This is a genomic window from Shuttleworthella sp. (genome assembly GCF_057251025.1).
Genome location: NZ_DBHIDN010000020.1, coordinates 1 through 14,240 on the forward strand (window position 1 = coordinate 1; position 14,240 = coordinate 14,240).

Genomic DNA, 14,240 nt, shown 5'->3' on the forward strand with positions numbered 1-14,240 from the left:
TATCACATTGAGAAATCCTTTATTTTAAAGGAAAAATCACTTGATATTATAGGGAAGAATGAGAAGACACAAGAACCTCATGAGTAAGGCATTTGCCGGCATCATGGCTCTGGTCATGGTTGTGGGTATGATCTTACCGGGAGCAAAGACAGCGGAGGCTGCCAATGAACTTCAGGTCGCCCAGTATGTCAAGACGACTGAGGGCGACGTGACAGGCACGGCGGGAAGCAATCAGGGGACCTATGCCGGTGAGTGGAAGGCGTCCATTCCCATGGCGGATGTCATGTCTGCTTTCGAGAGCCAGATGGAAAAAGAGGCTAAGGACGGACACTTCCCGTGGAATATCGAGGATGTCGACTCCAGCGCCTACATCTACTATAATGTGACCTTCCCGGACGGCGTGACAGTCGGGACACCAGTCACGAGTAGCACTACCAACATTATTCCGGCCGGCACCATCTCCAACAGTAAGACCGAGACCGGCAATACGGTCAAGTTCAAGTTCAAGCTGGCAGATGTCAACTGGCAGCAGATCTATGATTACTACAAGGCAGACCGGGCATCCGGGACAGCCAATCACACCGTAAATGTCACCATTCCCTATACGGTAAAGGCCGACAGCTACAAGGAGGCGCAGGAGCTGGAGACCAAGACCGTCGACAGCACGGGAGAGTTCTCCTTCTACCCGAGCAGAACTTGGGGCAAATTTGGTGCTGGCAAGCAGACCTTCAAGGCTGATACGGCTAAGCAGCCCCTGGCGGCAAATATTACAAAGTCCAACGTGTTTGCGAAACCCGCCAGCGATAATGTGAGGCAGACAGTTGATATTGACGCTGACCTGAAGCTGGGCAACGATACCGGCAATCAGACCATCAAGCTCAAGAAGACGGACAAGATGGACTTCGTCGGCGTAATCAACGCCAAGACCATCAAGGATCAGATGGCCAATATCGAGGCCTCTTACTCCGCAGATGCAGAGAAGATCGCCCTGTCCAATCTGACCACTAGTTTCACGGCAAGACTTGCCCTCCCCAAGGGGCTGAGCTTCACATCCAAGGATGCAGTGTTAGAGGGCGCAAACGGGTCCTTCGTCATCTCCAAAATCGAGACAGACGATCAGTCCGCAGAGGTGACCTTCAAGCTGGTTGATGATGATAAGATTGACAGCTTTGCCAAGCTGAGGGCTGCCGTCAACAAGGTCGATGACGAGCTGAAGGTGACCTTCAAGACCGCTCAGTTCGATAATCAGTCCAAGGGCAACACGGACTATGAGGTTACCGGCGGCATCACGGGAAGCCTGGTTGCGACGGCGACCAATACGGAAAGTCTAAAGCAGATCAACTTCCACCTGATCTGGAACGGCAAGCAGACACAAGCCGGCGAAAGCGTTAATAACCCCGGCCAGATCGCCCTGTCTGTAAGATATGATGAGCCTACTGAGGGGAACTTCGAGGCGACCAAGAAACTCCCCGGCGATATCCTGGTCGGAGATGAGACCGAGCATACACAGGTCTATGAAGTGGAAGAGGGAAGCAAGGTTGCCTTCACAGGTTCCCTTGACGTAAGCCCTGTAAAGGAGCAGTTAAAGCAGGTAGAGGACCAGTTCAACAAGTCCAATCTGGACCCCAAGAAGATCAGCCTCTCCAACTACAGCTCCAGCTTCGTTGCCAAGCTGACCCTTCCCAATGAGCTTGACTTCGATGGAACGCCGTCTGTCTCTCTCTTAAATGACAACGGCAAGTACAAGATTGTAAAAAGCGAGGTATCAGGCAAGACCATAACCGTTACCATGACGGTCAACGCGAATGTGACAAGCTTCGCGGAGCTCAAGGACGCTGTCCTTGGCATGGATGACCAGCTGAAGGTAGTTGTAAACGGTGCTGTATTCAATAGCCAGGCTAAGCCCAATACCAATTACACGGTTCGCGGCAGCATGACCGGTGACCTGCAGGCCAAGGCGACCAACAGTGTCAGCGGCAAAGTCATTAATTTCAAGCTCCACTGGGATGCAGAGCAGTTGCCGGAGGGCGCTGACGCAATCAATCCGACCAGCAAGGACATCACATTTACCTTGAAGTATAAGGCAAAGCCCTCAGAGCAGGAAGTTACCGGATCGGATGATATGGACGCCGATCTGCTTGTAAATGGAGATACCCAGCACGATAGGGTCTATGAGGCAAGCAAGTCTGACCCCATGGAGATCACGGGACGGCTCGATGTCACGAAGATCAAGGACCGTCTCAAGCAGCTCGAGGCCCAGTACGAGAGTTCCAGTGTTCCCACGAACATCGCCGTGTCTGAGCTTGAGACCAGCTTTACCGCTGTTCTTGAACTGCCCGACCAGCTGGCCTATACTGAGAATCCCCAGATCAGTCTTCGCAAGGTAAATGATAAGTTCAAGATCACGAGCAGCAAGATTGAGGGGAATAAGCTTACCGTTGTCATGAGCCTCAAGAATCAGGCAAGCAGCTTCAAGGATATCAAGGAAGCGGTTGAGGGCGTTGAAGACCAGCTGGATGTCGTTGTCAATGGCGTGAAGTTCAAGGACACCGCCAAGGCTGACACCAATTACACGATCAAGGGAACGGTAACCGGCAACTTCAAGGCCAAGGCAACCAATCTGCTCTCCGGCAAGGTAATTCGTTTCAGCTATACCTGGAATGCCAAGCAGATGGACGGCGGTCAGGATTTCACCAATCTCACCAGCCAGAACATCACCTTGACGGTTAAGTACAAGGAGACGGTGGCTCCCGAACCAGAAAAGCCGATCGTAACTCCTGATAAGCCGATCGTGAAGCCTGATAAGCCCAGCGTGAAGCCCACTGCTCCCAAGACCGGTGATCAGAGCCAGCTTCCCCTTTACGCGGGAATTGCGCTTGGCGTAGTAGCGCTCTCTCTGCTTATTGTTGCAAAGAAGAAAAAGTCTGATCAGTGAGCCTTAGTAAAAAATAAGAGTCGAATCTGATCATCAGATCTGATTTAACAGGAACCGGCTGTCGACATCCGGCCTGTCCCCTGAAGGGGGGCAGGCGGAAGTGGGCGGCCGGTTTTTTGGGTGCGCCCGGCGGCGCACGTTTCTAACCGGTGAAAGTCCGGAATCCGCGGGCAGGCCCCTGTCCCTTGTGAGATGTTCCGCAGGGCAAAGAGACATGGGCTTATGCAAATTGCACAAGTTCTGCCCGGAATTTTCTACACAGAAACAGATGGATGAAATAAGCCGCGAAAATCCCCAACAAAAGGCAATTGCGTGGAAACGATTGCGCGGGATCAAAGTTTCTCTGCCAAGAACTTAACAATATCCGCACCTAATGGCTGTGAAAAAAATCTTTTTTTAATATAATGATTCATTATGAAGATCCGCAGTAACAGGCGGATTCAGTACTTGATTCACACGGAAAGGGGAAGTGAAATGTTTTTTCAGCTTTATGGAGAGTTGTCTCTCTATCAGGTATTGGGATGGATTCTGGTCTTCGGAGGCCTGATTCTCTTCAATGAGATCGAGCGCAGGTCCAAGATCGGCGGCTATGGGATTTTTGTCGGACTCCTGGCCGGTCTTACCGTCTACTTTATCGCTATTTATGTCGGAGCTGCCCGGGGAGCGGAATGGGCCCTGAATAACCCGACCTATATCCACATGAATTCCTGGTTCCACTATGCCAAGCTCTATGCGGCCTCTGCCGGCTGCATCGGCTTCATGCTTCTGAAGTACAGGAAGGGGATCGGAAAGACTCAGTGGTTCAAGGTCTTCCCCTTTTTGATTGTCGCAATCAATATCCTGATTGCAGTTGGAAGTGACTTCGAGTCCGCGATTCGCGGTTCCATGGCGCTGGCAGAGACCGGAAGCAGATGGTGGCTGTCCTCTGAGGGCGTCTGGCTCTACGGGGGCTGGTGGAACTGGGCAAACGGGATCGCCGGTCTGATTAATATCTTCTGCATGACCGGCTGGTGGGGTATCTACTCCTCCAAGAAGAAGGATGACATGCTCTGGCCGGATATGACCTGGGCCTATATTCTCGCCTATGATGTCTGGAATTTTGAGTACACCTACTTGAACCTGCCCACCCACTCTTGGTACTGCGGCGTTGCCCTTCTTCTGGCGCCTACTCTTGCTGCCGTCTTCTGGAACAAGGGCGGTTGGATCCAGAACCGGGCGAACACCCTGGCCACCTGGTGCATGTTCGCGCAGGTCTTCCCGACCTTCCAGGATGCATCCGTCTTCTCGGTTCTGCCGGTCCTCTATGCGGACGGTTTCATGAAGACCGGTGTTCATCCGACCGCAGCGGCACCCCAGGTCGGAGGCTTTGTGGCAGTACTCTCCATCCTGGTCAACCTGGCCTTTTTTCTGGCGATCATCAAGAGATCCAGGAAGACAGGGGTGAATCCCTATCGGGGCGAGATCTGGAAGGGAACGAGAGACTTCGAGGAGGCCCTTGCCCGCGCCGAATAAGGTCCGCGGGGGTGGTGGCGCATGAGAGACATAAGTTCATAGCGGAAGCCGGATACGGATGGGAGATATGCGGTTGTCGGCGAACGAATGGCGTCATGCGCTGATTTAAGACAGGAAGAAAGTTCCGGCAGTTAAGTTACAGAAATGGAGTTACAGAAAAGGTCTGCAGGCTTGTTCTAAAGTATGCGCAAGTCTACAGATTCTTTTCGCTTATGAAAGGGGTTTTTATGTCATTGAACCGACCGGATTACATTCAGGATGATGGACCGCTCCGAGAACCCATTGTCAAGCTGGCCAAGATGATTACGGACCGGGTCCCCCAGCACCTGGGCCTGGCCAAGATTAGCAAGGAAGACCCGGAGTACTGGGCCCTGGCCGCGATAACGACGGACCAGGAGGCGGAGATTGCCCTGAAGATGGGCCTGCGTAAGCCCAAGACCTTCGCCCAGATCAAGGACCTGATCGGGCTCGACGACAAGACCCTGGAGGACTGCCTGGACCACATGTCTTACACGGGCCTTCTTGAGTACCACTGGGAGAATCTGGACGGGAAGAATCCGGATCACGAGAAGCGCTGGCAGCTTCCGATGTTCGTGCCCGGCGTGGGTGAGTTCACCAATATGAATGCCGACCTGCTGGAGGAGCATCCGGAGCTGGGCCGCTTCTTCGAGCGGATGACCTTCCTCCCCCTGGAGAAGGTGACCCCCATGGTTCCTCCCGGAGGAGCCGGCATCGGGATGCATGTCATTCCGGTAGAGAAGGCGATTTCCATGGAGGACCACTCCATCTCCATTGAGCACATCAGCCACTGGCTGGACAAGTATGAGGGAAAGTATGCCGCTTCCCCCTGTTCCTGCCGCATGTCCAGGAGGACCTTTGACGAGGGCTGTGCCGACGATCCTGCGGACTGGTGCATCGCGGTCGGCGATATGGCGGACTATGTGGTGGAGACCAATAAGGGCGGCCGCTATATTACAAAAGAAGAGGCCCTGGAGATCTTCCGGAAGGGAGAGGACAACGGCTTCGTTCACCAGATCACCAACATTGACGGCAAGGACAAGATCTTCGCCATCTGCAACTGCAATGTGAATGTCTGCTATGCCCTGCGGACCTCCCAGCTCTTCAACACGCCCAATATGTCCAGGTCTGCCTATGTGGCCCACGTTGACAAGGAGAAATGCGTGGCCTGCGGACGCTGTGTCGAGTACTGCCCGGCAGGAGCCCTCAAGCTGGGACAGAAGCTCTGTAAGGCAGACGGGTCCGAGCCGGAATATCCAAGACAGGTCCTGCCCTCGGAGCGCAAATGGGGCAAGGAGATGTGGAATGAGAACTACAGGGATGATAATCGGATTAACACGCATGAATCCGGCACGGCCCCCTGCAAGGCCGCCTGTCCCGCCCACATCGCCGTTCAGGGCTATCTGAAGATGGCGGCCCAGGGACGCTACAGGGAGGCCCTGGCTCTGATCAAGAAGAACAATCCCCTGCCGGCGATCTGCGGGAGAATCTGCAACCGCAAGTGTGAGAGCGCCTGTACCAGGGGCAAGGTGGATGATCCCGTCGCAATTGACGAGGTCAAGAAGTTCCTGGCCGACTTAGACCTGCATGAGGAGACCCGCTATATTCCGGACAAGGTGGTCCCCGCGACCAAGGGTTATTTTGACGAGAAGATCGCCATTGTAGGAGCGGGCCCAGCCGGCCTCTCCTGTGCCTTCTATCTGGCGCAGATGGGCTATAAGCCGACCATTTTTGAGAAGAATGAGAGACCCGGCGGAATGTTGACCTATGGGATCCCATCCTATAAGTTGGAGAAGGATGTGATCATGGCCGAGGTGGATATTATCAAGGCCATGGGGGTTGAGATTCAGTACGGCGTCGAGGTCGGAGCGGACATCAGCTTGGACGACTTAAGAGATCAGGGCTACAAGGCCTTCTATCTGGCGATCGGTTGCCAGGGAGGAAGAGGACTTGGCCTGGACCACGAGGACGCTGAGGGAATTATGACGGCAGTTGACTTCCTGCGGGAGGTCGGAGACAAGAAGGCCTTCGATCTGAAGGGGGATGTCCTGGTGATCGGTGGAGGCAATGTGGCCATTGACGTGGCCCGGTCCGCCGGCCGCTGCGGGGACGTAAAGGTCTCCATCTGCTGCCTCGAGACGAGAGATATTATGCCGGCTTCTGCGGAGGAGATCGCTGAGGCCGAGGAGGAGGAGATCCGGATTCATCCCGGCTGGGGCCCCAAGGAGATCCTGCTTGAGGACGGCCATGTCAGCGGGGTGGTCTTCAAGAGATGCATCTCTGTCTTCGACGAAGACCATCGTTTCGCGCCTAAGTACGATGAGAATGACACCATGACCCTTCCCTGCCGCCATCTCTTCCTGTCGGTCGGCCAGTCCATTCTCTGGGGAGATCTTCTGGCGGGTTCTCAGGTCGAGCTGGGCAGGGGACAGGGCCCTCTCGCCGATCCGGTCACCTATCAGACAAGCCAGCCCGATATCTTCGTGGGAGGCGATGTCTACACCGGACCTAGCTTCGCCATTGACGCGATCGCGGCGGGCAAGAAGGCGGCAACCTCTCTCCACCGCTTCGTTCAGCCTCACTCCACACTCACCATCGGAAGAAACCGCTGGGAATTCCAGATGCTGGACAAGGATGACATCCGCCTGATCGATTACGACCATGCGGGCAGGCAGGAGCCGGGCTTAAGAGAGGGAAGAGACGCAAGCGGCGTCGAATGGAAGAAGTCTTTCCGGGAGCAGAAGCTGACCTTCACAGAAGAAGAGGTCAAGGTGGAGACAGCCCGCTGTCTCTCCTGCGGGGCAAGCATTGTCGATCCCAACCGCTGTGTCGGCTGCGGCATCTGCACGACCAAGTGTGAATTCGACGCCATCACAATCCACAGGGACCGGCCGGAGTGCTCCGACATGCACATGGCAGAGGACAAGCTCAAGTACATCCTCCCCTATGCGGCCAAGCAGGCGCTTCACATCAAGTTTGGAAAGAAGAAATAAATGCATGAACTGGGCGTTGTTTTTCACATCATCGACCAGCTGACAGAGCTTGCCGAGGGACATGAGCTCAGGAAGATCAGCTCGGTCACCCTGCAGTTGGGCGAGGTGTCCACGGTGATCCCGGACTATCTCCTGGACTGCTGGCGCTGGGCCGCAGACAAAAGAGATCTCCTGCGCGGCGCCAGGATGAAGATTGAGACCATCCCGGCAGTCAGCCACTGTGACGGCTGTAAGAGGGACTATCCGACAGTTGCGCACGGCAAGACCTGCCCCCACTGCGGGTCGGATCAGACCTGGCTTGTCCGAGGCAATGAGTTCATCATTAAGGAGATCGAAGCCGAGTAGGCGTATTGTCAGAAAAAGAGAGAGGACGGAGCATTGATTGCTGATATTCTGAGTCGGGTTCGGGCCTATATGGAGGAGGAGAAGGTCAGCTATTATCTGGTCTCATCCTCTGACGCGCATGCCTCCGAGTATGTGGGGGACTACGACAAGACAAGCCTCTGGCTGTCGGGCTGTTCTTCCGACAATGTCCGCATATTGATTGGTCAGACCGAGGCCCTTCTCTGGACGGACGGCCGCTATTTCATCTCTGCGGCAGGAGAACTCGCGGGAACCGAATACAAGCTCATGAGGAGCGGTGAGCCGGGCGTTGCAAGCCTCAACGAGTACCTGGATTCCGAGCTGAAGGAGGGCGACTGCCTGGCCTATGACGGCAGGACCTTCTCTTATGCGGAGGGAAGGGCCTATCGCAAGCTGGCCCGAATGCACGGGGCAAGGATTAGGAGTGACTTCGCGCCCCAGGACCTCCTCTGGGAGGACCGGCCCGAGAGAGCCTCTCATCCGGTCTGGGTTCTCGAGCGGGATCTGGCCGGAGAGGACCTCTCGTCCAAGCTCGCGGCAGTCAGGGCAGACATGGCCTTAAAGGGCGCAAGGCAGCTGATCATCTCCAAGCTCGATGACATCATGTGGCTTCTCAACATTCGCGGAGGAGACATTGCCTGCAATCCGGTAGCCCTGTCCTATCTGTGGATCACGGACTGTGAGCTCTCTCTCTTTATTCGGGAGAGCGAGCTCACAGAAGAGGTTCGCCTCTATGCGACAGAGCATAAGATTGCCCTGGAGGACTATGACAGGGCCTTGTCTTTTCTTGAAGCAAGACTCCGCCAGCAGGCGGCTGAGAATGCGGCATCCATGGCTTTTGGAGACGAGGAAGTCGTAAGACTCATGCTGGATCCCAGGTCTTCTTCCGATGCCATGGTCCATATGGCCGCCTCCTGCCTCGGAACCGACAATCTGATCTTCGCCCCCAATCCGACCGACCTGCGCAAGGCCATCAAGAATCCGGTGGAGACGGATCATGTGCGCAGGACCTATTTGATGGATTCAGTGGCGGTCTGCCGCTTTATCTGCTACGTCAAGCGACATGCAGGTGATGGGACACTGACCGAGTACTCGGCGGCCCGATACCTGGACGGGCTCCGGACCCGGATCCCCGGATTCCTGGACCTCTCCTTTGAGACCATCTCCGCCTATATGGCCAATGCGGCCATGGCCCATTATTCCGCGCGTGAGGATGCCTGTGCCGAGATTGAGCCAAGAGGCTTTCTTCTGGTGGATTCCGGCGGCCAGTATCTGGGCGGGACCACCGATGTGACCAGGACGATCTGTCTGGGAGAGCTGACCGAGGAGATGAAAGAGGACTTTACCATGGTTGCGGTCTCCAACCTCCGTCTTCTCTTTGCCCGCTTTATGGATGGCTGCTCCGGCATGACCCTGGATGCTATCGCAAGAGAGGTCTTCTGGGAGAGAGGAAAGAATTACAATCACGGGACCGGACACGGAATCGGCTATATGCTGAACGTCCACGAGGGCCCCCAGGTGATTCGCTGGATCGACCGCTCTCCGGAGGACCGGACCCCCTTTGTCCCGGGAATGATCAGCTCCATTGAGCCCGGGATCTATCTGGAGGGACGGTATGGGATCCGGACCGAGTCCATCGGCCTCTGTGTGGAGGACGAGGTCAATGGCTATGGGAGATTTCTGGCCTTCGAGCCGCTGACCTATGTGCCGATTGACCTGGAAGGTCTTCGGCCGGAACAAATGGATCCGTCCGATATCGATAAGTTGAACCGCTATCACGGTATGGTTCGAGAGAAGATCAGTCCCTTCCTGGAGGGGGAGGAGCTGGACTGGCTCATCCGGGCGACCAGAGCCCTCGGGGTTTAATCTGTATTTCATGCCGGGCGCAGACAGGCGCCCGGACTTTTTACTCGATTGTATGGGGTGAATCAAGATGTCCAATGGACTCCTTTCTGTTCTAATTGTGACCCTTATCATTGTCGTAGCCTTCAAGACCAAACGAAGTCTTGAGGCCCTGACAGCGGGCTCTCTCTTGTCCTTTGTCGCCCTTGATCGGTCGGCCTTTCTGACAGAGTGGATCAAGGCCCTGCAGAAGAGCCTGAGTGACCATGTCTGGATCTTCCTCCTCTGCGGCTTCTTCGGCTGCGTGATCGCCCTCCTGGAAGCCTCCGGCGGAAGCCGCGGCTTCGCCAAGATTGCGGACCGCCTCTGCTCCAATCCCAGGCGGACCAAGCTCGCCTCCTTTTTCCTTGGGATCCTGATCTTTGTGGACGACTATCTCAACGTCATGACGGTGGGCATCTGCATGAAGAAGCTCTATGACAAGCACAAGATCCCGAGAGAGATGCTGGCCTATGTTCTGGATTCGACCGGGGCTCCCGTCTGTGTCCTCCTTCCCTTTTCAACTTGGGCGGTTTTCTTCTCCGGCCTCTTCGCCGGGGAGGCATCGGTCCGAGCCCTGGGCATGGGGGCCATGGAGGCCTATGTCCATGCCATTCCCTTTCTCTTTTATCCCATCTATGCCCTCCTCCTGGTCTTCCTGCTCTGTATGGGGATCATCCCGGCTCTTGGACCCATGCGGCGGGTCTATGAGAGAACCGAGAAGACCGGTGTGACTTACGGGAGTGATTCGGCCAGATATAATATTCTGGATGTGGAAGAGGAGAGTAAGGGTAAGATCCCGGACTTTCTGATCCCCATCATCAGCCTGATCCTCATCTCCGTCATCAGCGGGGATGTCTTTCTGGCAGTTATCATCTGCATCGGCCTCTGCTTCCTCCTCTATGTGCCCAGGGGAATTCTGACCGTGGCTGATTTTACGGCCGTCTGTATCAGGGGCTTTGCCGATATGCTGCCGGTCCTCTCGATGCTTCTTGTGGCCTTTACCCTTCAGAAGGGCTTGGCCGGGCTCGGCCTGACCGAGTATCTGGTGGGCTTGATCTCGTCGGGTCTGACGCCCCAGATATTCCCCGCTGTGGCCTTCTTCCTGGTGGCGGTCCTCACCTTCACAACCGGGTCCAACTGGGGAATGTCTGCCGTCGCTATCCCGGTGATCATGCCGATGGGGGCTGCCGTCGGCGCCAATGTCATCTTAGTGATGGCGGCGGTCATCTCGGGAGGGGCTTTCGGGAGTCATGCCTGCTTCTATGCCGATGCCACCCTCCTGTCGTCCCAGGTCTCCGGAATCGAGAATATGGATCACGCCCTGACTCAGTTTCCCTATGTCGTGATCGCAAGCGGCCTGGCCTTTATCACCTATCTGGTCTTCGGATTTGCCCTCCCCTGAGACGGAGAACACGTTGCATTCGGCGGGTTATATGTCCTAGCATAGGAGATGGTATATAGAGAAGATCTCAGGGAGGCGAGATGAAGTACACATTACAAAGAGAACTCTTGGAGGCATACTACTCTGACCCCGAGGGGCATGACGCGTCGGGGATCGCTGAGAATGAGGCCATAAAAGAGTCGGAGCTGTCCTATCACGGCAATCCGGTCAAGATGCTCTACCTGCCCAAGGCGTTCACCCCGGAGGGCCTGGCCCTGGTCCGGTCCGCGGGTGAGAAGATGTGGGAGATCCTGATCAAGGTTATGCGGCGCTATATCGACTGTCCCGCCTACAGGAAGCTCTTCGGATTCGCCCCGGAGCTTGAGGAGATGATCCTCAACCTGCCATCCTATGACTGCCTCCTCCCCCTCTGCCGCCTGGATATCTTCTGGAATGAGAAGAGCGGGGACTTTGCCTTCTGCGAGTTCAACGCGGACGGGGCCTCCGCGATGAACGAAAACAGGGTCATGAACGATTTGCTCAGCCGAAGCCGGATCTACAGGGACTTAGAAGAGACATATGAGATAGAGGGCTTTGAGCTCATTGACTCCTGGGTGAAGACCTTCCTCTCGATCTGCGCCTCTGATCCAAATCTCACTGACCGCCTTCAGCAGTTGCCCGAGGGAAGAAGCGCAGAGAAGGGGGATCTCCCCAATGTCGCCGTCGTCGATTTCCTGGAGAACGCCATCAGTCTGAGCGAATTTGACCGCTTCGCTCAGGCCTTCCGCCGGGCGGGCTGCCGGGCGCAGATTGCGGAGATCCGGGACCTGGTCTATGACGGGACCTTCCTCTACACAAAAGAGGGGATGCGAGTCGATGCCATTTACCGAAGGGCCGTGACATCAGATATCATGGAGCACATGGGAGAGGTGGGAGACTTCCTGGCAGCGGTCAAAGACAGGAAGGTCAGTCTGCTGGGAGACTTCGTGACCCAGATCATCCACGACAAGATTCTCTTTCGCGTCCTGCATCTGGAAGAGACCAGGTCCTTTCTATCCCCGGAGGAGAACCGCTTCATCGAGCGCCATGTCCCCTTTACAGCGGTCCTTGGTCCCATCCATGCTAATCGGGAGGATATCCGTCACCGCTATAAGGAATGGATCATCAAGCCGGAGGACTCCTATGGGGCCGAGGGGGTCTTCTACAGCGGAGATATGAAAGAGGAGGACTGGGACCGGACCCTGGATGATTGCTGCGGCAAGGGCTATATCATCCAGGAGTACATTGAGCCCTATCGGACCCTCAATGCGGATTACTCCGAGACCTCCTATTGCGGCAACGACTACCAGGAGCAGGCCCTGGGACAGAAGAGCCCCTATATACACTCCTTTGCCAATATGACGGGAATCTATCTCTACGGGGGGAAGCTGGCCGGCATCTATTCCCGCCTGTCTCCCATGAATATTATTTCCGTGGAGGGGGATGAGCATGAGATGGCCTCAATCCTCGTCAGCAGGCGCGAAAGGAATGTACTCTGATCAGAAATAGAGTAGAATGAAAGCATCAGGACAGGGACCGATCCGGACCCTGCGGCGAGAGAGGAGAAGGACATGAGCGATTTTTCTGAGTTGCGGGAGAAATTGAAGGGCAAGGGAGCCGGGATGAACGAGTACGGAAATATCAACGGGGAGTCGGTCTACCTCTCCAGGGGGATCCGGCAGGTCTTCCTGGGCGAGCCCTGCGAGCAGAGCCTGATCGGGGCGGTTCGTTGCTTTCAGAAGAGGGATTTCGGCGATGCGGCCCTCCACCAGAAGAAGCAGAAGGAGGGCCATGAATACGGCCGCTATGATATAGCCCCTCTCGGAAGAGAAGGAGGAGAGGATGCGGGCGTCTATGTGCACAAGGCGGATGATGCCATCCTCGTCTATTTTGCCTTTGAGCGCTGACGCGGGTGCACTTTAGGATCTTCCGGGGGGGATGAGACATGCGAGTTGTTGTAGCGATTGATTCATTAAAGGGCAGCCTGTCCTCTATGGAGGCGGGAGCAGCCATTTCTGAGGGGATTCACAGGGTCTACGAGGACGCAGAGGTTGCGGTCCGCCCGCTGGCTGATGGCGGAGAGGGCACAGTAGAGGCTCTGGCCCTGGGCATGCAGGGGCGGATTGAGAGAATCTCTGTCACAGGACCCCTGGGGAAGCCCCTTGTCGCTTCTTACGGGATTGTTGATAAGACGCAGACGGCCATCATCGAGATGTCTGCCGCCGCCGGGATTACCCTGGTCGCCGAGGAGGAGAGAAATCCCCTAGAGACAAGCACTTACGGGGTTGGTCAGATGATCGCCGACGCCATTGCAAAGGGCTGCCGCAACTTCATTGTGGGGATCGGCGGCAGCGCGACCAATGACGGGGGTGTCGGTATGCTGCAGGCTCTGGGCTATGGATTTCTGGACCGAGAGGGCAGGCAGGTCCCCCGCGGGGCCCGGGGACTGGCCCTCATTGACCGGATCTGTGACAAGGAGGTCCTGCCGGAGCTTGCGGACTGCAGCTTTAAGGTGGCCTGTGATGTGACAAACCCTCTCTGCGGCCCGGAGGGCTGCAGTGCTGTCTTCGGACCCCAGAAGGGGGCGAGCCCTTCAGTGATCGCGAAGATGGACCGCTGGCTGGACTGCTATGCAGAGCTGACCTGTAAGAAGTATCCGAGAGCCGACAGCAGGGCGCCGGGCACAGGTGCCGCCGGGGGCCTGGGCTTTGCCTTCCTCTCCTATACCAATGCCGTACTGGAGTCCGGCGTCCGAATCATCCTGGAGGAGACCGGGCTTGCCTCTTATATTAGAGACGCTGACCTTGTGATCACGGGTGAGGGCCGGCTGGATGGACAGACCGTTATGGGCAAGGCCCCGATCGGGGTGGCTCATATTGCCAAGGAATACGGAAAGCAGGTCATTGCCTTCAGCGGCTGTGTGACGGAAGATGCCACTGCCTGCAATGCGCACGGGATAGACGCCTTCTTTCCCATTCTGCGAAAGGTCTGCACGCTGGATGAGGCCATGGATGAAGAGAATGCCCGCGAGAATATGGCCGCCACAGTGGAGCAGGTCTTCCGCCTGATCCGAAGCACCCGTCGAGACTAAGGCAGAAGACACCTGCCGGGAGAT

General features: G+C 56.0%; 9 protein-coding genes. All 9 read left to right on the forward strand.

Annotation, left to right across the window (positions count from 1 at the left end; all coding sequences use genetic code 11):
• Positions 1–79: 79 nt before the first annotated feature.
• Positions 80–2,935, forward strand: coding sequence for an LPXTG cell wall anchor domain-containing protein (locus tag ACO5R6_RS05875; protein WP_485626258.1), 2,856 nt, complete (start codon positions 80–82; stop codon positions 2,933–2,935).
• Between the two features lie 474 nt (positions 2,936–3,409).
• Entirely contained in the window at positions 3,410–4,447 is a 1,038-nt protein-coding gene (locus tag ACO5R6_RS05880) for a DUF5692 family protein (RefSeq protein WP_485626259.1), read from the forward strand.
• Positions 4,448–4,674: 227 nt separating this feature from the next.
• Positions 4,675–7,458: an FAD-dependent oxidoreductase gene (locus ACO5R6_RS05885; RefSeq protein WP_485626260.1), complete on the forward strand. Its 2,784-nt coding sequence runs from the start codon at positions 4,675–4,677 to the stop codon at positions 7,456–7,458.
• Entirely contained in the window at positions 7,459–7,803 is a 345-nt protein-coding gene (locus ACO5R6_RS05890) for a hydrogenase maturation nickel metallochaperone HypA (protein WP_485626261.1), read from the forward strand. It begins immediately after the preceding gene.
• A 33-nt stretch (positions 7,804–7,836) separates the two neighbouring features.
• On the forward strand, positions 7,837–9,687 hold the full coding sequence (locus ACO5R6_RS05895; protein ID WP_485626262.1) for an aminopeptidase family protein P: 1,851 nt from the start codon (positions 7,837–7,839) through the stop codon (positions 9,685–9,687).
• Between the two features lie 67 nt (positions 9,688–9,754).
• Complete coding sequence (locus ACO5R6_RS05900; protein WP_485626263.1) at positions 9,755–11,107, forward strand: Na+/H+ antiporter NhaC family protein; 1,353 nt, start codon at positions 9,755–9,757, stop codon at positions 11,105–11,107.
• A gap of 80 nt (positions 11,108–11,187) precedes the next feature.
• Complete coding sequence (locus ACO5R6_RS05905; protein ID WP_485626264.1) at positions 11,188–12,624, forward strand: ATP-grasp domain-containing protein; 1,437 nt, start codon at positions 11,188–11,190, stop codon at positions 12,622–12,624.
• A gap of 72 nt (positions 12,625–12,696) precedes the next feature.
• Entirely contained in the window at positions 12,697–13,032 is a 336-nt protein-coding gene (locus tag ACO5R6_RS05910; RefSeq protein ID WP_485626265.1) for a hypothetical protein, read from the forward strand.
• A 38-nt stretch (positions 13,033–13,070) separates the two neighbouring features.
• Positions 13,071–14,216 carry a glycerate kinase family protein gene (locus ACO5R6_RS05915; RefSeq protein WP_485626266.1) on the forward strand — a complete coding sequence of 382 codons (1,146 nt, stop codon included), beginning with the start codon at positions 13,071–13,073 and terminating at the stop codon, positions 14,214–14,216.
• Positions 14,217–14,240 lie beyond the last annotated feature (24 nt).